We start from the raw sequence: 23,991 nt of genomic DNA on the forward strand, positions 1-23,991 counted from the left end.
CCTGAATGGTTTTATTCACCAACATTTTATTTAGGCATACCATACTGTTCAGACAGAACAGCACAGGATGACAAATCACTTCAATATACTTAAACTTGCCTTACTAAATTGGCTATTCCCAAATTTAGGTGGTAAGTACGTAAATTATAATTTAGATGAAACCAAATGAGTTTTATCAAAGGAACGCCAACAAAATAGTATCATATTTTTTATCATAAATTTAGGATTAATTGGTTATTTTAAAGGTTTTCATTCTCCCCGTTTGAAAACCTTTTTTTATAACAATCACTTCTATTAAGATGGCAACAGTATTATAATTTGATCATTACAAAAGCGTGAATATTTCGAAAGAAAGATCTCAGAAATACACTACTCCGTTCTAAAAGGTAAAGTAGGCAAGCCTTCCTTATTAAAAAAATTAGTGCACGTTTTCCAAATAAAACACACTAAAATAAAGTTTCAGGAACTATACATAGGATTATCAGTTTGCTTTTAACAGATTTGATAAAACCGTTTGATTTATCGTAAAAGCTGTTCCATGACGTACTCCCTTCGGAAAGCTCACCAGATCGGAGACATCTTCCCAGTTGATGCCGTCTTTGCTTCGTACAGCTCCATATTTGTGGTCGCGGTATTTATCAAAATATACATATATATACTCCCCAACCTGTAGCGGAGCAGGCCCCTCCGCCCAATAATTTCCTGTAATCGGCTTAGAGACAGTCGTCGGAAATCCTTTCGCTAAACTCTTTGTTGTTGTGATCCGAATATTTTTCTCAGGTGGGTTAGAATTTTCATTTTTCAACACCATCATGTATTCCTTATTGCCTTTTTGTATAATGGCCGCATCGATGACACTAAATTCGGGATCAAAATATAACTTGGTTTTTGAAAAACGTTTAAAATCCTTTGTCGTGACGTTATACATCCGATGGTTTAAGCCTTTCTCACTATCGCTGGTCTGTACCTCTTTATGTCGACCAGGGATCGTCGTGGCCCAAATGATATAATATTCCTTCGTCGCCTTGTCGTAAAAAAGCTCCGGAGCCCATGCATTTTTCGCATCAGGTTCATCTACCATGACTGGAATTTCTTTTTGTTCGGTCCAATGTACAAGATCTTTGGAAGAAGAATATCCGATAATTTTATCCCACCAACCCGTTGTCCATACAAGGTGAAAGGTGCCATCAGGGCCTTGGCAAATACTGGGATCACGCATCAGCCTATCTTTTCCTACCGTTGGTACTAAGAAAGCTTTTCCCTGATTCAAGGGTTCCCATTTCAGACCATCCAAACTATAAGCAAGATGCAGTCCGTCAGCACCATTACCTATAAAATAAGAGAAAAGGTAGACAGAAGATTGTGCCTTAACGAGGCAAGTTAAAATAACGAGGAGCGTGACTAGAAATTGTTTTTTCATTTTTATAATCTTATGAATAAGTCTATAACGAATTTCCATTATAGAGCAGGAAACGAATACTTTAATCCAAATATAGTGTTACTTCATCGACCACTACGCCCTCATCAAGCGCTTTGATACGCAATATGTCCTGTTGCAATGAAGCAACCTTAAATTTAATCGTTCGAATGGCCTGGTTGCGCAAGACATTCTCTTTCCACTCCTCACTTCGTCCAATTGTTTTATAAGAAATGGCAGGCGAATGCTGTTGCCCCAAGGAAACTTCAAAACGCAAATCATCTGAAGAGACCGGGTGTGTAGGCAGCAAGTGGACGACAATGGTAACAGAATCGCCTTTGAGCCCTTTGAGCGGATAACTGGCTTCTACATCCAATGGGATAGCTCCGGCCTGCCCTTCATACCCCAAACCTTCATATCCTATTGAGCCTTTTAGATCTCTACCAGGAATCCGCTTGACGGGCTGATCATTATTGGCCAGTGGAGCAACAGCTTTCTCTTCTATAATCTTATCGAAAACAGCAAGGTTTCTGGGTTTATAATCCATTATCCCCTTCCACTTACCTTTATTCAAGGCATTGTATTGCGCAGTTAAGGAAACGATTTTATCATACGCATCGTGGCTTTTTTGCCATTCAGCTTTGCCATGACGTGCCAATTGCGCATAAAGGTGTTTTTCATTCATCTTTGCCGCTGCAACAAGTGGATACAGGACTAATTCAAAATATGCATCCTTGCGATCCAAGGGGACTGATGCCTCAATTGCGGTGGCTGCATCTTGAATATGTTTATACTGCACCAATCGCTTTTTAATCTGCTGTTCGGACCAAGGTAGGTCTTTCACAATTTTATAGGCTGGATCTTTTTCTTCCGTACGTGTATTTCCCATAAACTCAGGTTTTCGAATATGAGCCAACCGATAATGTTCCTGCATAATCGGCACGATCTTCTTCGCCAAACGACGTCCAAATTCCCGTTGCAAAAATTGATTCAGATGCTGGTAGATGCCTATTTTTTTTACCTGGTCCATATCCCAGGCCATGTCCATCAGGAGTTCAATCTGATATTCAGCAGGCTTAATATCCCCAACATTGACAATCCACATTTTTTTAACATCATGTTGATAAGCTGTATTAAGCTGCTGATAAATCAGCGCCGGACTCATGGTCGACAACCAAAGATAATCATGTGGTCGTCCCCAATAGGAAACATGATAATACAGTCCATTACCACCCGATCTTTTTCTTTCTATCGGATTTGGGAAGTGGGTGATATAACCATAATTATCGTCACACCACATCAGTGTTGTATAGTCAGGAAGATCCATACCGGCCCTATACACGTCTAATACCTCTTTATAAGGTATAACAACCTGAGGAATCTGCGCTGGGTCTGCATTGACATATTTTTTCAACAGACCCGTTTGATCTTTAATGACCTTATTGATCGCATCTTTATAGGCTTCAGTTGTTTTGACGCCTTCCATTGCTCCATCGTGTTTCCCGCGCATACCCAGTGTAAATATGTTATGGGATTGCCCCAGTGTTTTGAGTCGATTGGACCAATAATCAACAATCTCATTTTTATTTGTCAAATAATTATAGGGCCCCCGACCTACGATATCCCATTCCGTCGCACTGTTTCGAGCAAGGGGTTCACAATGAGATGAGCCGATATATATTCCATATTTTTCAGCCATTTCGCGATTTCCCTGGACAAAATAGAAAGGAACAGTTACTTCATGCATTGCTGGCCAAATTGAATTAGCCCGCAGCCTTAATAACAGCTCAAAAATACGTGCATAGGTCTTAGGCCCTATCGTCGCCATTTTTTTTGTTTTGGCTGGATCAATTCCTGCATCTAACTTTGCTTCGGGTTCATAGGTTTTGCTGCTCCAAGGTGTCAATCCCCAGTCCTCATCATTTAAAAAAATTCCCCGGAATTGCACTTTAGGAAATTGCTTGTCTTCAAAATCGACGGGCAGAGAAATTGTTGATTTTTTAAGGGGAACCACATCTGCCCACCAACTCCATGGAGAAACGCCCAATTTTCTAGAAATTTCCATCACTCCATATGCCGTACCTCTAGCATCAGATCCTATCACTAAAAGTGTCGGTACTTTTTCTATCGGAAGCACCTTCAAACAAAACATTTCCCATTGACCTTCCATTTCAGGAAGACGGATATGATAATCTTTTATCAATTTGCCAATTATTGGATCATGCAATTCTCCAACGATAATCCCCCCAGGATCAGCATTGTCGATTCGTTTAAAAGCAGATTGACCAACTTGTTGTGCATCTGCATCCAAAAGTTCCAAAGCGGTTTCAATGATAGGATTTCTTCCACCATAATAAATATCCGCAGCCCGATTATTTTTGATCAGATTGAAGCCTGAGCCGGCAAACAAGGGCACAATTGTCAAACAGAGGTTTATAAAAACTAAAATAGACTTCTTCTGCAAAGCTGGATATATCATATGAATTGAATGAGGCTATTTTGCACCCGACTGAATTCGGATGACAGTTAACGAATAAGGCGGTAATTGCTGGTTTTTAAGCTTGTCAACGGACATGGTCTTTTCTTCGGGTTTTGCCGTTTTACTTTCCAATTCCCCTGCCAACTGAGCGACAAGAGCCGTATCACCCTTCAAATTGAGTTGATCCAATTCCAATTGTATATTGACCGCAACAGGCAAAATATTAACCAGCTTTACAATGAGTGATTGATCTTTCGGATCTTTAACAATAGAAAATGCCACACGCTTCTGTACCTCAACGTCAGCATTAGCATAAACTGTTTCTACTGGAATATATTCGGTTCCGTTATTATGCCCAAATAATTGCTGTACATAATAGGATGGTGTTAAATTTACATCAGTATTGGAGAAATAAATAAGATCGGGGCGCCATTGCGTATAGCCATCTTTGGCCAACAATGGCGCATAAGAGGCCATCTTAACAACGTCACCATTTCTTTCCAATGCCGTGAGATATGCCGCTTCAGCCAATGCAACTTCCAAGGTACTCGCTCGCCCATGAATATGGGCAGCGTATTCGCCCAAATACACCTGTGATTTGCTGCGATCATATTTATCATAGAAGTCTTGATTATGAATAAACCAGCCCGGTGTCTGATAATAGTGTTCGTCCATAATGGGTACATTCAATTTATTAGCGATTTTCCAGCCCTCTACATAGTCGGTTCCTTCAAAAAATGGCCCTGCCGTTCCAATAACCTGTATTTCGGGATATTTTGCACGGATAGCGTTATAGATCATGGTAAAACGCTCCTCAAAAACATTCGATATTAAATCTTCGTTACCAACACCAATGTATTTTAGATGAAATGGCTCGGGGTGCCCCGCGGCAGCTCGTACCTTTCCCCAGGTACTATTTTTATCGCCATTGGCCCATTCAATCAGATTCAGTACTTCCTGGATGTAGTCATCCATATCTTCCATTGGGATACCACATTGTTGTCCACCCAATGGGTGACCATGAGCACCCGAATTTTGGCAGGGTACACCAGCCGCCACTACAGGAACAGCATAGGCACCGATGTCTTCACAAAATTGAAAATACTCGTAATACCCCAAGCCCACGGTTTGATGATATCCCCACATGTTACGCTGTGGCATACGGCTTTCCAGCGGCCCTACAGTATTAGACCAATGGTAGATATTTTCAATTCCATCCCCATGTGCTAAACAGCCACCCGGAAAACGGACAAAACGGGGATTCAATGCAGCTATAGCCTCGGCCAGATCCTTCCGTAATCCATTTTTTCTCCCTTTAAATGTATGCTGAGGGAATAAAGAAATCAGATCCAAATCCAATTGTTGTCGGTCTGTAAATACAAATTCCAATACGGCATCCTTACAGGTTTCATTGGATGTCAATACCAATTGATATTTTTTCCAGTTTTTACTGTCAACAATTACGGATTTCTCATCGAGGATTTTTCCGTCTTTTGTACTTATCCGGATCTTTAGTTTAGGTACTTTACCAACAGTGCCCCTTCCGAAAAACGAAAGATCATAGCGTTCGTTCTTATTTAAGGCAATGCCATCGTAGCCTATATTTCTGAGGATGCCTTCACCTTGCAATCTCGCATAATGTTTATTATTAGGATGAATTGGATTGATGCTGTCAATATGAAATTGTCCCGAGCCATCCATACGCCAAGCAGTTTTCGCGTTCCAATTTTTATCACGGCCTTGTTTATCACTCAATTTATATTCAAAGTCTCTATTTTGAATCAATTCTGCATAAAGACCTCCGTCTGCGGCATAATTAATATCTTCAAAAAAAACACCCACTAACATATCACTGATGGACTTCGTTTGCCCTACCTTCGGCGTTAATTTGACATCCAATGGCTTTAGGCCAGGGAAGCGGGCGTCATCGTCAACGCTTCGTTCGGACCATTGTTTTTGCTTAAGCAGCGCGAGATCATAATGCTTGATTAATTCTTTAATAACAGACCATGAAACTTTCAACTTGGTTCCACGTAAACTTTCGCCATTCATGGAGATATTATCACGAGTCAATAAACTGTTTTTTACAAAAGATACCACTGATTTATCCAAATCATTTAATGCAATAAAATAATCTTGTCTGCCCCAATTGAAAAAATCGGATGTAAAAGTATATGCATAAGGACCGTCACTTTCAGTACTTAATTGCCACGCACAGGACCAGCCGCCTCCAGTTCGAGGAAACAATACAGGATTTATCATCCGTTTTTCTGATCCCCAGCGTCCATAATCTGACTTTACAAAGGCAAGTTCTGTCCCGATGGAGTTCCATTGCTTACCATCCAAACTCCAGGCATATAATAGCCCTTCTCTGCCAGCATTCTTTTCTTTTGCATAAGCAAAGAAATAAGCCGAATCCGGTTCAGAAGTCCCGCTGCTATAGGCATATGTAGGGGTAGTGAAAATCCAAAATAGACAAAAAAAGCAGATCGCTTTTGCCAGAAAAAAATAGTAGATTCTAAATTTTAAAGAAACTCGTTCCATTGGTTATAATTAATCAGAAATACTTATAAATGTAAAAATTACATTTATAAAACGCAAATGGCATTATCAAAAGATTACACTGTCATTGACATGTTACGATTACATACTCGTCTCACGATAATTACTCGATTTGAATGAGCTGTTGATAGAGCCTAGAAGTATCGATTACCGCTAACAAGTGGTATGGTATCTCTACACAATGATATTAAACAATTTCGAATTCACTATCCTGCTGTCTCATGGTCAACATCTAAGACAAAGAAAAAGGCCTGCACAAAGCAGACCTTTAACCATTAAATCAATAATCCAAACGTATATCAGGTTTACCGCAATTTAAAAGGTAAATACCAATTTTTCATATCCATCAACTTGCTACGTACTGCTCCAGCTTTCGGGTTATTTGCTTTCAGCAATTTCTCATAGACTTTATCGGCTAGGAAAGCTGGATCGTTACGGCGTTTTGCTATGCGCATCAGATCTGACCAGCGTTCGCCTTCGAAGGCTAACTCAAGAGCTGATTCTTCGATAATCTTATCCTCCAGATCTGATTTCGGCACGTCGAAGGCTGTCATCATACTTCCGTAACCACCGACTGTACCCGGACCATATTCAATGCCTGAGAATTGCCAACGCGGCATGGTAGCCCGTCCACGGATTCCCGAATTCCGATACCAAACTCCGCGCACAATACTCGCATTGTCGCGTGCGTCAAAATAATAGGGCGAAGACTCAGCATAAGTGGTCCGATTTGTCCCAAATCCTTCATAAGTTATTTCGGATTCCAATTCGAAAAAATTACCCGGGGCAATTGTTCCTGCACTCGTAAACGCACCATAATAAAAGGTACTAATCAGGCCCCAGTTCGCTAATGCATAGGCCAAACGTCCCTGACCATCCCGATTGGCAGCCTCAGCAAAGCGCAGGTGCGCCCCTGCCGCTCGATTGATGTTCCAACGACCGCTTTTATTTAACAAGCTTAATAAATCCCCTGAATTATCCGTAAATTTTGTAATCACTGGATCACCATTCGCAGCAACTTCATAAGATAGCTTACTCCGGGGATCCCAGGGAATACCCGCATTATTGGTCTGTGAATTCCATAAATCAATCACCTTTTGGGAGGGCTTAAGTGCATAGTTACCTGACTTAGAAAATAGCGCTATAAAAGGATTTCCAGGGACAAAAGAGTTGTGATATGGAATTGACCAGTTCCATTCGGAATTCCATTCCCGTACCGTGTTCGATAGCGCAAACATACTTCGCCAGCCTGCTGTTAAGGAATTTACCAAAGATGACCCCTCCTGGGCTCTCGCAAAACTTACATTAAAGTAGCTCCAGCCAATACGGTTGAAATTGAACAGATAATCAATATTACTGTTATTGTCTTCAGCAGACAGCAATCGCTTATAACTCTTTGCCGCTTCATAATAGTTTCCTTTCCAAAGATAGAGTTCGCCCAGGACATGAGCCTTGCTGATGAACACTTTCTGTGTGCTCGCGCCATCTGTCGTAAAAACCAATGTGCTACCTGTTGGGTAGGCATACGGATCCTGATAAGGCAGGTCTTTTGTGTCACTAATGAGAGAATCAACCAAATTATCGAAAGTTGTTTTCGGATAGTTCTCCAAACTTTTAATCTCGTCAACACTTTCAATGGTATTTTTGATATAGGGGACATTTCCAAAGTGAATCCCTAATTGTAAATACAACCATGCACGTAGCATAGCGAGGTCAGAATACCGCTGATTGAATTCGGTATTGCTCAACTTACCCTGTCGCTCCATCACCTTGAAGTTCTTCAAGGCATCATTGCAATTGAAGATAATTTTATAAAAAGCAGATGGATCTGCATATGGATTATCTTCTGCTACTTCATGATTGGAAACTTGCTGCAAATAGGGATTTGCATTTTGTGTGACGTCCATGAGATCGGCCCTTAATTCGTTCAGGACAATATAACGTTCCCCTAACCCAGCTACTTGCCCATAAATCCCAAGCACTACCGCATCAGCATCGGCAAGCGTATTGTACATTTTTGAACTGTCCAATTTATCCTCGGGCGAGAAATCCAATGCTTTCTTACAAGATGTAAAAGAGAGGCTACAGGCCAATAAGGCCCAGAGTGAATATTTCGAATATTTTCTGTATGTGATAAACATAGTATATTAAATTTTTATAAACCGATCCTCAATCCCAGCTGCACAGAGCGAACAATGGGTTCCAACGTCACATCAACCCCCTGATGAAAAACATCAGCAGACTGTGCAAATTCAGGATCATAACCTAAATACTTACTAAAAGTCAACACGTTATTGGCAGTACCATATAGACGGATATATTTGATGATACGTTTATTTACTGGAATACCGTACTCAACGGAAAGCTGACGAAGCCGAACATATGAACCGTCTTCTATCCATCGATTTGAAAATCGACTATTTCCCATTGGATCGTTGAGCGCAACGCGAGGCACATCAGTTTCCTGGCCTTCCGCCCGCCATCTATTTTGCAATAGTTCTGTCTGGTTATAAAATGTACTTCCCGACTCTAGTTGTGCCCGTGTATAGTTATAAATATCATTGCCTACGCTGAATGTCACCAATGCACCGAATTTCCAATTTTTATAGGTCAGGCTGTTATTCAATCCGCCCACCAAATCTGGATTGGGATCACCTATGATCATTCGATCACGATCATCAATGATCTTGTCGCCGTTACGGTCTGTAAACTTCCCATCTCCTGCCTGGAAAGGTATTTTATGACCTGTTGCATCTAAAATTGCTAGTCCAGAAGCGGCAGCTTCGGCACTGGTACGATAGACACCGTTGAACTGGTACCCATAAAAGGCATTGGGTGCGCCACCTTTCTCGCTCACAAAAGTTCCACCGGCATATTGTGTATAGGATGTTTCGGGGAGATCTGTGATCGTACTTTTATAGTGACTTAGTGTCAGTGAGGCATCCCATTTGACCGGACCGGTCAGAATACGTCCAAACAAGGAGAAGTCAATACCGCGTGTACGCATTGAACCATTATTATAGAGGTAGTAACTAATTCCCGAAACAGTATTCCCCGAATTATAAGCCAGCATATCACTTGTCCTATTTTGGTAGATATCAACGCCTAAATTGATGCGTTCATTCAACAACGAAAGATCCGTCCCAACGTTTATTTTTTCTACTTTCTCCCATTTTAGATAAGGATTGGCAACACCATCGCGCACAAGTCCCTGGACACCTAAGAAGTTTTGGGAGATGTAATTCTGCCGCGCATCATAATTTCCAATATCATCATTGCCTGTAATTCCATAACTCGCCCGAAGTTTCCATAATGAGATCGTACTATTTCCTTTTAAAAAATCCTCATTGGACAATAACCATGCTGCTCCAACTGCCGGGAATACTGCATATACCTTATCTGCAAGCTTTAAGCCTCCTTTTGCTTTTTCTCCAAAGCGGGAAGATCCATCCATCGATATGGATGCATTTAAGATATAAGTATTCTTCCAGCTAAAATTACCCATAGCATAGGCCGTCATATTTGCCCATTTACCGATATGCCCTCCATAAACCCGAGATGCCGGTGTTGAGTTACCAATACTGACCAGCTGATCGGTCGCCGAATTATAGCCTAGTGCATAATCTTGTTCCGAATCATGCTTGTGGTACCGGACTCCACCAATAGCTTCCAAGCGGCCCTGAGTTCCTAGATCCTGATTATATTGCAGACGCAAATCATTTGAAATCGAATAATAACGTGCCACCTGCGTACCGAGACGACTATAAACTTCCATATTATTTACCGTGTCCTTTGCGACTCCTTTTTTAGGAATAAAGAAATCCTCTTGCGCTTTATCATAGGTTACTGTAGACAGGTTACTTAACTTAAAATTTGTATTGAATGCATAGTTGAACACCAAAGAACCTAAAAACCGATAGGCCTTTTTATTATTAATCCCATTTTGTGTGATTTGCATCGGATTGGAATAGCCGAAATAATCAGCTTCAGCATAATTCGGTGAAATGCTGCCGTCTGGAGCAATATCATGCGTGTTTAAAAATGGAGACTTAATCAGCGAAAGAAACAAAGGGTTGGTCTTTGGTGATAAGCCCTGATCCTTCAAGCTTTGCTGTCCATACCCCATGGAGATATTGGTCTGAGCAGTTAATTTTTTGGTCAGGTTCATGTCGCCGTTAAAACGTGCCGTATAGCGATTTTGCTTCGTGTTATCCAAAACACCCTGTTCATTGTTATAACCTACCGACAAGGCATACCGTGCTATATTATCTCCCCCTGTAACGCGAAGAAAATAATTCTGGTCGACCGTATTATTAAGCACATCTTTCTGCCAATCCGTTTCATTATGATATTTCGCATATTCTTCGAATTTTGGATTATCATTATTGAAAGGCATATTCGCAATTTCCTCACCACTGTACGTACTCGTTGCTAACAAGTCATTCAAATAACTTCGGTAGGCATAAGACTTCATGACGGGAATACGTTTCGGACGGAAATTATATCCTGTTGTTGCCTGCAAATCGATCTGTGTAGCCAACTCTTTTGAATGGTTTGTATTAATGACCACGACTCCATTGGAAGATTTGGCCCCATAAATATTAGCGGATACAGCGTCTTTCAATACCGTAACATCTTGAATGTCGCGCACATCAATGTGCTGCAATGCATTATTGAGATGTCCTGTGGTTATAGAAGGACTCAAATGCTCCGCATTATATACAATACCGTCTACAATATATAAGGGCTGATTATTGGAATACAGCGATTGCAAGCCGCGAATATTGAGATTTCCGCCAATAGAAGGTGTTCCTGAATGGCGGGTTACTTGTACTCCGGCTAGCTTGCCTTGTGGATAGCTAACCACCGTCTCAGAATTCTGTTCCCAGGCATTGAGTTCCAATTTATCGACTGCGCCAGTATTATTTAAAACTCCATTATCACCAAATACTGTCTCTGTTTTTTTATAGAAAGAACGATACCCGTCAGGGTAAAGGACCACCTTCATTGATTTATCCAGCAGTACTGGTACCTGCTTGGCTATATATCCATCCAAAGAAACTTCAACAATTGCATTGGAAACCGGTAGCTCCAAGCGGAAATTTCCTTTACTATCCGTCAATTTTGCAACGTTACTGCCGTAAGTTATACGAGCACCTGCGATGGGTTTATTGGTTTGGCTGTCATAGACAGTACCTTTAACCGAATAAGCAGAAGTAACTTGTCCTTGTTGTTGTATATTGCGGGCGGCGGTATCTTGTTGCGCCCAACTGCTGTGCGCTCCCAAAGTAGAAATAAACAAGATAATACCCAATTTATAATTTATGTTGATCGAACTCATTTCGTTTTGCTTAGTTATTGAATAATCGGGACGAATCGGAGATATTCTAAAATAATAGGACCAGTACCATTGCTCATAACAAGCAAAGGCAGATTCCCATATTGGTCTTGCGTCACCTCACCTAAATAAACTTCTCCGTGATTGAGCGGCTGTACATCAAATGTCATTCGCGTATCGTTTGCACCCAAGTTATTGACGACTGAACGTTTGTATAAATCCGCCTCATTAACAGAGATAAGTTTCGGATCAAAAAAGTAGACATATTGGATAAACGCGGCTGTTTGCGGATCACCAGCCAATCCCATAATTGCTCGTCCGTATACTTTATATTTAGCGACGTTCATACCTGTAGCGCGATACTTTACATAAAAGGAAGTAACCTTATGATCATATACTTCAATGTCATTGTATAAATTACCTTCATTATCTCGCTTTTCCCTGAAAAAGGTATTTGATCGCTTATCCGTTTGCTTGTAACCGATGGGTCTTGCTCCCAATACTTTGATTTCCTTGATCTGATCCGCTAGTGCAAACTCTAGTCGCTTCACACGATAAACAACCCCATTACTGGCCTTTGTCCGCGAGATAATATTTGCGGGGTCAAGACTAAATTTGGTTCCCGCTATTGAAATCAGATTATTTGTAAGTTGATCAGTTGCCAATTCCCCCTCTACAATAAAATCGCGCAACAAAGCCTTTTTGGCAAAAAAAGTAGTCGTACTGTCGGGACGGAGCGTATTCCCTTCCTCATAGGCTGTCGCATAGAAAGGTCTTAACTTAGCATACTCGGTCTCAAAATTTTCGTCGTCTACTACGAAATAGGTGTGTTTCTTATTTTCGGTCGTCATATTGCGACGTACCTCCGTATACCATACCGGACTATACCTGTAATATATAATATCACCCTCTGTGGACACTGTATCAAAGGAATTCACAGCCTCAATTTGCTTGGTGTCGGCAAAAAAGGTGCGTACTAGATTAAATATATTCTGAAGAGGCTTTAGGGGACGACCTACCACATGGTACAGTCCATTGCTCGCCACCAGATTCCCCTGAAGAGGTTCAACACCGTCAAATGCGCCATGCGTAAACTCCACATATTTATTGCGAAAGTTTAATGCCTTTACGGTATCAGCTCCTGAATTCACATTATAGACCGAATTGATAATATGGTAGCCTACAAAACTCTTGATCACCGCAGTATCGGAAAAATTATATTGATCCTGTACAGCAGCAATGGCGTCATTAGTTGGTACAATCAAGGTATAATTTTTCGATGCTTTCAACGATTCACCATAGCCCGATTTATTGAGCAAGTCCATAAAAGTTGAAAACTCAGCATGCTCGGAAATAATGGTGTACAAGTTTTTTTGAGCATCGGCATCACCTCCTCCAAAATGATCCTCCCAATTTTTGGAACAAGCAGACAATAAACACATGCCCAATACGACTAGGTAAATTTTATAAATTATAGCTTTCATAATTGTGTATCCTGTTATTTTGGTCTATAAAAAAGTTCACCTGAAATCTGATGAAATCTAGGGTAGTTCTGTTCAAGATCATCTGCGGGGATAAATTGGATCATATCCAGATAGACGGTATTGCTACCACACTTCTTATCTTTGATCGCTTCAAAACGGATGACATGTCGATCAGTCGTCTCGACATTGATAATACCGGCCAAACGGCCAACATTCAATGGAGCTTCACTACCCGATTTTGCCTTGAGTCCACCGGTAATATTATTTACATTGTAATCGCCTACTGTTGCCATGTAACGTTTGTAACCCTGTGCCAGCATCAGATTATCCGCATTTGCATTCGCGAGGTCGCTAACGCCCGAAGCGGTCAGACTTTGATTCAATATGATCGTATTGGGCAGGATTTGTTCATCCCCTTTTCCAGGATTAAACGTCGCCTGAATCTCTGGGGCATCGCCATGCTGGGCATAACAGATCCAGACTTTATACCGTCCTTTTACGAGATATGGAGTCTTAAATTCAATCCATTTTGCTCGCGCACTATTGTTCGCGCAAAGCGACAGACTTAAGAGGTCTCCATTTGCATAAGGGCGCTTCGTTTCTAAGGCTTTATAATAGTAATATCCGTTCGTACCAATGGTCGAAACCGTCAAACTATTAAAGGCAAAAGAATTGGCAATGGTCGCACCATTTGCCACCAATGCCTTGGAACTATTAAAATAGGCGCTTCCCAGTGCATTGACTAATTCGGGAGAGGTCGCTATATCAAAATACACGGGCACCTGCTGGCGGACCTTAATCTTAAATGGCTGTTTCGCTTCATGCAGCACACCATTGGACGCCAATACATCGCTTTGTGATCTGTTGATTTCAGCACCCGCTTCATGAACCCCATTAAACACGTCATCATTCAATAAGATCTGCGCACCTAATAATTTGGTTGAAATAATCTCTTTTGGAGCCAAAGTATAGATCGTATTTGCGGCAACGATGTCTTCCAAGAATTTGATATCGTTGCTTAAATGGTAGGCCATATATAACCACAAACTATCTTTATGGCTTTTTACATCACCAGTCTGTGAATAGACTGCTTTCATATCCGCATAACTTTTGATTCCCTGTAGCTGCAAAACGGAGTCTGACTCAACAATAGCGGTCTGAAAACGTTTGGCATCCGCCACAGCTACACCGCGTTGATAATATAAAGTATCATAAAACCCAGTCTCTTTTAAAGCCTCGGCAAAAATGGAGTAACGAGGATTATTACCTATCAATTCAGCAAGACTCTGTGCTGGTGGAACCAATACTTTATTTATGGAGTGAATAATGCCGTTACCACAGCTAATATTGGATCTAATAATTTTTGCAGATTTATTAATTCGGTAAATCCCATTTTGCACATCTGTGTATAAATATTCACCTAATAAACTCGCTGTTTTGATTTTCCCATCTGTAAAACGTGTGCTGCCTACCGTATCCCTAACCACGTGGTATTTGACAAAATCCAATAGCTGCGCATCTGTAAAATCACTCAATCCTGTTTTTCCATTATCTTTGATCCAGGCATTAATGCTTTCATTATTGGGAGCAAACAATGTGTAGGTACCATACGCACCTAGATAGCCCGCCGTTTTTGAGCGGTATAAGATTTCGGTCAATAAGGAATAATCAGTTTCATGTGCTTCCAAATAACCTGTAATATTCACTTCATCTGAAGTTGAAATTCGATATTTCTCTTTTTGACAGGAAAATATAAGCGCAACAGATAGGACAAACCATGTCCCTATCAGCCAATATTGTTTTCTAAAATTTCTTTTCATAACGATCTATTTTAGGTAAAATGGGTTTTGCTTCAACTGTTTGTCTTTGAAGAGTTCAGTTTCCAAAATGGGAAGATAATGGCTATCCACATCGCGCACTTTATTAATTGCGGATTGGCGTACATTAGCGTCTACAACTTTCGTTACAAGATCTACTAGCACATTGATGTTCGCATAATTATCTTTCTTTGCCAAGCGCAAAAGGTCAAACCAACGTTTACCTTCAAAAGTAAGTTCACGTGCACGCTCAGCGAAGACGAATAGGATGATTCCTTCTAAATCTGTCGCTTCAATATTCGGATCCGTAGCTCTTATGGCTTTACGTTTGGTTCGCAAATCCTCCAGAAGTGCCAATGCTTCCGTCCCTCGCCCGAGCTCTGCCAAAGCTTCAGCACGCATCAATATGACGTCAGAGAAGCGGTAGAGCTGAAAATTGTAGTAGTCAGGTGATTCCGTACCGAATTTTCTCAGATCTCCCGACATACCATACAGGATTCCTTCTCCACGACTGTCGAATAAATCTATATCTGTCCCTTCATTGGAAGGAAAAATCTCATTATTCAAGATATCCACATTGGCTGTGAATGGTCTACGTGCAGTCACGCCAATATTATACATCGGATTTTCACTGGAGTTTTTATGGCTCAACTCCCAAATCGTTTCCATCGTGCCACCATCAAAAATTTCGGGCAGTGCTGCGCCAATTAAACTATATCGTCCAGTTTCTAAAATTTTTGTGGTCTGCTCTTCCACTTTATCGTATTGTTCCAGCCATAGATATACATCAGCCAACATCGCTCGAACCGCGGGTCTTGTCACCCGACCGGCGTTTGTCGCATTGTAACCCGAAGTATTGACATGGTATTCGGGTATCCAGTCCAAAGCCTGCAAGAGATCTTTCTCGATTTGCTTGAGCACTTCATCGCCAGTGGACTGCCCTACAGAAACAATATCGGTGTCTTTTGAGGTGCCTTTTAATTTTAAAGGGATATCCCGAAAAGTACGTACTAAATAGAAGTACAAAAAGCTGCGGACAGCTAAAGCTTCCCCCAAATCTGTATTGTATTCGGCCTCTGTAAAAGTAGGATCTGCCAGCTTTGCCTGACCTGCATAATCAATCAGCAGATTACAATTATTTATCGCGGTATAAATAGCACTCCAGTCCGCAATTACATTTGTACTTAAAATATTGTAATTTTTTACCAGGCGATTGTCGTCTGTCGCATAACTTGTCAACCCAACTAGATCGGCCCTAAGTTCGCCCCAAGTGAACAATTGCTGTTCAACAGGTCCTGAATTAAGGGAAGAATAGATACCGATTAAGGCCGCATGGACATCCTCCTTTGTTTTCCAAAATTCTGCACGGGTTATTCCATCCTGCGGCTGTAAATCCAGCCATTTATTACAAGAATTGAGTAAAATGCTTCCCGCAGCAACTAAACTCCATAAAATTGTTCTTTTCATAACCTTGTTTTAAAAACGTGCTGTAATACCTAGTGTAACTGTTTTTAATGGCGGTGTCATTGAATTATCCATTAACACAGTAAATGCATCCTTTAACTTTACGGCAACATCAGGGTCTTGACCGGTATACTTCGTCAGCGTAAATATGTTTTCTACGGTCAAATAAGCGCCAAGCCCCTCGATGTGAAATCGCTGCAAGAACTCTTTCGCAAAGTCATACTTTAAGGTGACTGTACGCAAACGTAAAAATGAAGCATCCTCGACATATCGGCTGGATCCCAAAGAATTATATCCAGTTCCAAACAATGCTCGCGGGATATCTGTTATGTCACCATCCTTACGCCATCTGCGCAACACGGCCGCGCTTTGATTGTTATACCCAAGCATATCAGTCGTATTCATTTTGGTTCCATTAATAATTTGAGATCCTTGTCTGTAGTTAAAGAAGGCGCTTAATTTCAAACGTTTATTATATCCCACATTAAATCCAAACCCACCCGTAAGCTTCGGATTACTATTGCCCAAATACACAATATCCTTTTGATCAATCACACCGTCGTGGTTGATATCTTCATACATCGCATCGCCCGCCTGGAATACATAATCGACTGTAGGATAATTAAAACGCATATAAATCGTCTCGCCGTCTGGGCTCACGATGGCATTTCCTTGTGCATCTTTTGCTATGGTAGCTTCCTGATCTTTGTAAACGCCCAAATAGCGAAATCCATAGAAAGATCCATACGGATTATTCTCCTGGAAATAGGTGAAAAATGTTTTGTTTTTTAATGATGATCTAGCATTTTCGCGCGGATAAAGCGGTGATATCTCGCGGATCACATTTTGATTGTGTGCAATATTGAACGTAAAACTGACATCCCATTTTTTATTACGAATGGGCACCACGGTAAAATTTGCTTCCCAGCCATCATTATCCATTGTACCAACATTCATAGCCAGTCCACTATATCCAGTATAGGTCGGAATCTGAATATTGTCCATCATCAAATCCGTTGTTCTATTTTTATAAATCTCTCCACCAAACATCAAACGGTAGTCGAACATTTCTACATCCATACCCAAATTCTGCTGTGTCACCGTTTCCCATTTTAAGTCGGACAACTCTATATTTTTTGAATAGACACCGTTTTCATCCAAATAAGCATAATCATTGGTGCTATATACATTGATATAAGTATAATCACGTCGAGGAGCATTACCACTGCGTCCCCAGCTTGCTCTTAGCTTAATATCTTTTATGGCGTTAATATCTTTCAAGAAATTTTCCCTTCCGATCTGCCAAGCGGCAGAGAAAGCAGGAAATAATCCATAACGATTATCAGGACCAAATTTTGAGTTGCCATCACCACGCAGACTTGCGGCAAAAACATACTTTTTGTTGAGCATATAATTTGCCTGGATTAACGCTCCAATTGAGCGCGATTGTGTGGTAACCGATTGTGCATATCCAGTCAAGGTCCGCGACGGTACACTTGGGTCCTGTAGATAGGAAGATGCCGTATTTGTCGAACTCAGTCCTTGAATCGTATAGCGATAATCCGAAGTCAGGAAAGACAAATTGGCTGTAAGCAGATGGTTTTCACCCAATGCAGGGGTAAACAAAAGCCTGGTATTGGTACTCAGTGAAAACTCATCTAAATCTGAGTCCGAAGCCCTATTCACTGTATTTTCCGTAAAAGGTCGGCCTGTTGCCAACTGGGGTAAAAAGAGCTTGGTTTTGTTGTTTCTAATATTTAGCGCTAGTGTACTTACAAATCGCAAGGTATTAGGAATCAATCTATAATCCACATTAAAACGGGTTCCCAAAATATCGCCCAACTGTTTACCAATAGCATTTTGGACCATAGAAAGTGGATTATATGTCCCTGGATAAAATCCTTGCGCCGAAGAAGAAGGATTAAATAGATTACCTGTTAGGTTCCCATATTCATCATATTCCCAAATGGCCTGATTTGGCATCTTACGATAAGCGATATCCCGTACATTAGCATGATAAAGATTATCATTGTCGACGTGTGTATATGAAACGTCCGACTGAAAGCCGATGCGCTCAGAAACTACATAATCTAGATTGATACGAGCAGATAGACGATTTAGACCTGTTCCAATGGTCGTTCCTTCTTGATTAAAATAACCTATTGAGGCCAGATAGCGTGCTTTTTCACCGCCACCACGCACCTGGAGATTATGATCTTGAAAATACCCCAACTGTGTAATGGCATCTACCCAGTTGGAATTGTTACTATAGTTGTGATATATATAGGTGTTATTCGGATCGTACTGGAACTGCTGCGCATTGTCTGTCGTTGAAAAGACCTTCCCTGCATTATAGAATTCTTCTGACAACAAGGTCGAGTACTGATCGCCATTCAATAGTGGAATAGATTCAGGTTGCTTTGAAATAGATCCTTTGAAAGTGTATCCCAACGTGGGAGCACTAACAGTTCCGCGTTTGGTTGTGATAACCAATACCCCATTTGCTCCACGCGATCCCCAAACAGCAGTTGCAGCAGCATCTTTTAATACCGAGATGTCCTGAATATCAGATGGTGCAATATTTAAAAGCTGCCCATATGCATTATCATCAGAAGTTGCAAAGTTGAAATCGTCCGGAATGGTAATGTCATAAGGCATACCATCAACCACAATAAGCGGGTCTGTTGCCCCATTTAAAGAAGATGTACCGCGAATCCGGATCTGCATTCCAGCCCCAGGATCGCCTGATACCGTAGTGATATCAACTCCTGGCAGCCTTCCCTGCAACGCTTGATCAACAGACACAGATTGCATTTCGGACAGCTCATCCATGCTAATCGTTGAGATCGCTGCTGTATTGCGTTCTTTCGAAATCCCCATACCCGTGCCGTCATTGACAGGTTTTGACTTTGAGATAACAACCTCATCAATCACATTATTTGTCGATTCAATCTGCACATTGATCGTTTTCCTATCCCCTACAGCAATCGCACCCGAAGATTTATAGCCCGTGTAGGAGACCGCCAGTTTCAAGCCTTGCATTCGAGCTCTAAGACTATAGTTACCCTCAACATCTGTAGTCGTTCCGACAATTGTGCGGTTATCATTATCTTTTAAGACAACTGTTGCTCCGGCGATGGGTTGTTTTGTTCCCTTTTCGGTTACCTTTCCGGTGAGCAAAGCCGCATTATTTTGCGCGTAAACTCCTCCTCCCCAGAAAGTCATCCATACTATGCACCCTATTAAAATCAAATAGTTTATCTGTTTCATCATGTTTTCGGTTAGATTACAGGCCATGCTTTAAATATCCTTTGAGAGAATGTATCAATACGCGCTGTCCAAGTTGATTACTCTGCACGACATCAGCTTCAACGGTTCGGTTAAGATTATCCATCACCTGCAACTTATTAACCAGGTTGACAGCAACCTGTATTGATTGGGCATCCCCGTCTACATTTTTACAAAGCGACTGAAAGAATCCCGTCTTCTTTCCATCGATTGCAAATGAATTTCGCGCAATATGATATTGAATAAACCGGGTTATTTTATCTATAGACGCTTGATCTGCTGGAGCGGATGATGCTGGCAAATCGTTGTTTGCAACCGCATTGGCTATAGCGTCATTGTTAGGAATAAGCAGCGTATAATTCAATCCGAGTTCTATTCCTTTGACAACTCCATCTGTAGCCGAATAAAGTGTGCTTGCAATAAGATATTTATAAAATGAATTGAATGGAGAGGAGGCCTGATCCGCTCCAATATTTTTAAGAAAAAATCCAATATTGGTATTCGATGAAGTCAATCCTCCGTTAAGATAGACCGCAACGCCATTTAATGGCCCCGAAAGGTTATTTCCAATACTGATTGAATCAATGCGGATTTGCTGTGTTTCCGTTGGGCCATCCAAAGTTCCGCTAGAAGACATTTTCATCTGGTTAAACTTTACATACTCACCAGCATAGCTTTCCAATATTCCCTTTCCCGTTAAATCAGGCAAGGGATCGTTTCCTAATGGAATAATATGAGCCATCAGCACCTCTCGCATTTCCGGGGTGCCATTTCCGCCATTAAAACGGATCGGGTCTGAGGTATTATAGGCATCATAGTCAAAGCCCATTTCATATAACTTCTGATCCGATACGAGGATCAACATATAACGAATGGTTGGAATCTTTAAGGTCAAATTCATGCTCATGCGTTCCAATGCGCGACGCATGAAGCTATATTTAGGATCCAATAAAACATTGCCATAGACGGAGTGGAAGACATTGGCCTGTTGACACGCGTCTATACCATAAAATGCACCATTGCTCAACAATTTTGTCTCTTTGATATTGGCCTTTGTCACCTTAGGCAGCTCACCGACAAAGTTTTGAGCTTGGGAGAACTGGGATGGCCACACCTGTGTATTATACAGATGAGAATTTACAAATTCTGTTAAGACAGCAGGATTTGTATAAAAAAGATCTTTTAACGTGGTGCCTTGGGGGTAATACTTTAACAATACACGTTTAGCGTAATTACTTACAGCCTCATTGGTAGGTACCGTGATCGAAAAATTATTGGTTTGGGCATCGTTGGGATCTTCCTTTGCATAATTTTCATTGTTGAGCGCCAAACCAATCCCTGCATATCCTTTAACAAATACAGAATCCTTTTCCCCAGTAAGCACCTCATTCTTCCGTGTTATCTCCGCATTATATGTATAAGAGGCAAAAAAATCCAGAATTGATTTAAATGTGGAGTAACTAATATTATCGCGGAGGTATTGATCGATACTCTTCTCCGCAATCAAAACTTTATTCACAACATGGATATAGCCATTCTCCGCGGAGATATTGCTTCTTGCAGGATCAATTTCAGCTGATCCAACGTTCAACCCCGTATAGCTGCTGTTAGGATAAAATGACTGATAATCTATAGCACCTAAACCACGCTGGTTCATGTAAGCATCAAAAAAATAGCTAATGTGTTTATTATTGTTATCCGTAGCTGCATAAGCTACATTAGGGCCGCGATTTGTTGAGACAAAACGTCTAATCTTGCCATTCCCTAAATCCTCTTTTTCAACAAAGTCATAGTATACAGATCGACGTCGAAAAGCAAAACCTTGCTGCCAACCTTTTGCTGAAAAATAATCGTTCAGCTTTTCAAGTCGCTCACCGTCATAAATCATCGAAGAACGCACAATCTTCTCGGCCAGTTTCGCATCGATCTTTGATACATCACTAATACCATTTTCCTTCATAAATTGATCAAAGGCCTGATCAGTGGGTGCAAATACCGTCCAAGAACCCGCAGTCCCGAGTGTATTTTTATAGCCAGACAATTCAATGCAGCTCAGGTACTTCTTAAAGTCGCCCATTGAATCGAGCTGCTGGTAAATTGGGCTTGCCAGCCAATCGGGTCTACCATAGTAGGCGTCAAAGGCTTCCTTCCTACATGACACTACCGTAATCAATAGTGCAATCCAAAATAGGTTAAATTTGGATGATAACATAGTAAATGTATTAGGTCAATAATTTGATTAATAATAAATACGGCAAGTGCTCGTTGAGATACTTCAAATAATACGTTTTATGAAGCTAAAGTTTGTTCTTTTGCGGTTCATAATTGGTGTAACAAATATATGTCTAAAAGACATTTGTACCAACCTGCACTATCCTGTCTAAATGAGCAAATAGAACATAAAAAAGGTCGGACAAATACTGCCCGACCTTAACGTTATATCAATACAAATTAATTGCCATCTGGTTTGATAACACTATTGATCAAACTTGGTGGCCAATACCAAGTTTTAAAATCATCTGGTTGCTGCGGATCAAAGCCCTGAAAATCGACGATATGGTCTGCTATCTTCAAGTTGTTTTCTTTAATTCCTGTGAGCACCATTTTAGCGATCTCATAGGCACCATAGGGATTGAAATGGGTATTATCGGCAAGATCATTTTTTTGATTTGGAAAAGTATGCGCGGGGTAGTGAACAAATGCTCGTTTAGACTGCTCAACTCCTAATGCCTCGTAAAACAAACTCGTTTTCTGATTAAGATCTATTAAAGGCACCTGAAGTTCTGCTGCGACCTTCCGAGCCGCATCGGGAAAATCACCTAATGTCTGCAACAGTTTTCCTTGTTCATCAAATGCTCGCCGTGCTGTGGAGGTTAAGATAACTGGCAGGCCACCTTTTGCACGAAATTCACGTACAAAATAACGTAAACGATCACTATATCCCTTATAAGCACCTGCATTTTCTCCTTTTTCCTTTTGATCATTGTGCCCAAATTCAATAAATAAATAATCTCCGGGCTTCGCGACAGAGAGAATTTTTTCCAATCTTTTTGAGGACAAAAACGAACTTAGTGCTAGTCCAGATTCCGCATGATTAGCAATGGCCACACCTGCATCGAAAAATCGAGGAATCATTTGTCCCCAAGACGCCCAGGGCTCATCCTCTTGATTAACTACCGTCGAGTTCCCCGCTAAAAATACAGTCGGGACATTGCTTACTGACTCGATTCGAATGGTCGAAATACAATTTGTTTGCTGGAACTCCAAAGTCAACTTATTATCCCAGTCGAGTTTTTGCGGCTCCCTTGGCTTCTTCAATGCTACAGTTTCGCCAGAAGCAATCTTTGGATCTTTGATATGTACAATAAAGGTCCTATCGAAAGATCTATTACGTAATACCTCTTGGTTTTCGATCTGCAGCCTCCGGGATTCAGACCGTACAGTACTGCGGTAAGGCTTATCGTTCAAACCCTGATAGGTAATCGTAATTTTATAATTGCCTTCAGGAACCCTTACCGAAAAATAAAATGGCTTTTCGCTGAAAAGGCTTTTATTCTTTGAATCAATCCTGACATCTTGTTCTGTTGAAAATTCAAAACCATACCCTTGCTTATCCTTATAGGCTTGTGCTTCCCTTAAAGAAATTACAGTCTGGTTTTTCTTAGTACCACCAAAGCGAAATTCCCTGACAATCTGTTCGGCAAATAAAACATGGCAACAGATCTGTATAAAAAATGTGATCGTTAAGATTAGTCTCTTCATCTGTAAGTTTTATTAATTTAGGAGGCTCAAATATAATTTTTCCAATTGATCAGACCACCCTGCGCTTACCTGTGCCTCCCTTTCGCCAACAGTTCAGGACAGCTAATCGCTCAATTTTCCGCACCTTTAATCATCATATAATAATTGGTATCATTATTCATAATTTTAGGTTTTTAATAAATAAAAGGTTTCCTCACGCCCGTTTGGAAACTTTTTATTTTTTAACACAGGTCGTAACCATATAAATACACTCCTACCAATATATTAGAAAATGACTCCACAGATACCAACAGCAATGAAAGCGAACAGAAGGTTCTTTCTAACCAATAACATCAGACACTTTCAAAAAAATAGGCCAGACAACGAATTGCCTGACCTCT

The 23,991-nt window shown here is 40.9% G+C and carries 11 protein-coding genes; all 11 read right to left on the minus strand.

Annotated elements, in window-relative coordinates; genetic code table 11:
* Window positions 1–481: 481 nt before the first annotated feature.
* The 11 genes from A9970_RS09705 to A9970_RS09755 all read right to left on the minus strand — a co-directional run bounded on the left by A9970_RS09705 (window position 482) and on the right by A9970_RS09755 (window position 23,611).
* Window positions 482–1,420, minus strand: a complete 939-nt coding sequence (locus tag A9970_RS09705; RefSeq protein WP_182982151.1) for a glycoside hydrolase family 43 protein — start codon at window positions 1,418–1,420, stop codon at window positions 482–484.
* 61 nt (window positions 1,421–1,481) lie between these two features.
* A complete protein-coding gene (locus tag A9970_RS09710) occupies window positions 1,482–3,896 on the minus strand; it encodes a glycosyl hydrolase 115 family protein (RefSeq protein ID WP_182982152.1) in 2,415 nt (804 codons plus the stop codon).
* 15 nt (window positions 3,897–3,911) lie between these two features.
* Window positions 3,912–6,440: an alpha-L-arabinofuranosidase C-terminal domain-containing protein gene (locus tag A9970_RS09715; RefSeq protein WP_182982153.1), complete on the minus strand. Its 2,529-nt coding sequence runs from the start codon at window positions 6,438–6,440 to the stop codon at window positions 3,912–3,914.
* 323 nt (window positions 6,441–6,763) lie between these two features.
* Window positions 6,764–8,599 (minus strand): RagB/SusD family nutrient uptake outer membrane protein, encoded by a 1,836-nt coding sequence (locus A9970_RS09720; protein WP_182982154.1) that lies wholly within the window; start codon window positions 8,597–8,599, stop codon window positions 6,764–6,766.
* A gap of 14 nt (window positions 8,600–8,613) precedes the next feature.
* Window positions 8,614–11,799 (minus strand): SusC/RagA family TonB-linked outer membrane protein, encoded by a 3,186-nt coding sequence (locus A9970_RS09725; RefSeq protein ID WP_182982155.1) that lies wholly within the window; start codon window positions 11,797–11,799, stop codon window positions 8,614–8,616.
* A 14-nt stretch (window positions 11,800–11,813) separates the two neighbouring features.
* Entirely contained in the window at window positions 11,814–13,280 is a 1,467-nt protein-coding gene (locus tag A9970_RS09730; RefSeq protein ID WP_182982156.1) for a fasciclin domain-containing protein, read from the minus strand.
* Between the two features lie 14 nt (window positions 13,281–13,294).
* A complete protein-coding gene (locus tag A9970_RS09735) occupies window positions 13,295–15,100 on the minus strand; it encodes a fasciclin domain-containing protein (RefSeq protein ID WP_182982157.1) in 1,806 nt (601 codons plus the stop codon).
* Window positions 15,101–15,106: 6 nt separating this feature from the next.
* Window positions 15,107–16,564: a RagB/SusD family nutrient uptake outer membrane protein gene (locus A9970_RS09740; protein ID WP_182982158.1), complete on the minus strand. Its 1,458-nt coding sequence runs from the start codon at window positions 16,562–16,564 to the stop codon at window positions 15,107–15,109.
* 9 nt (window positions 16,565–16,573) lie between these two features.
* Window positions 16,574–19,834 (minus strand): SusC/RagA family TonB-linked outer membrane protein, encoded by a 3,261-nt coding sequence (locus A9970_RS09745; RefSeq protein ID WP_182982159.1) that lies wholly within the window; start codon window positions 19,832–19,834, stop codon window positions 16,574–16,576.
* A 13-nt stretch (window positions 19,835–19,847) separates the two neighbouring features.
* Window positions 19,848–22,061, minus strand: coding sequence for a fasciclin domain-containing protein (locus tag A9970_RS09750; protein WP_182982160.1), 2,214 nt, complete (start codon window positions 22,059–22,061; stop codon window positions 19,848–19,850).
* Window positions 22,062–22,300: 239 nt separating this feature from the next.
* Entirely contained in the window at window positions 22,301–23,611 is a 1,311-nt protein-coding gene (locus A9970_RS09755; RefSeq protein ID WP_182982161.1) for a rhamnogalacturonan acetylesterase, read from the minus strand.
* Window positions 23,612–23,991: the final 380 nt, after the last annotated feature.

Source organism: Sphingobacterium sp. UME9, assembly GCF_014170215.1.
Classification (GTDB): domain Bacteria; phylum Bacteroidota; class Bacteroidia; order Sphingobacteriales; family Sphingobacteriaceae; genus Sphingobacterium; species Sphingobacterium paramultivorum.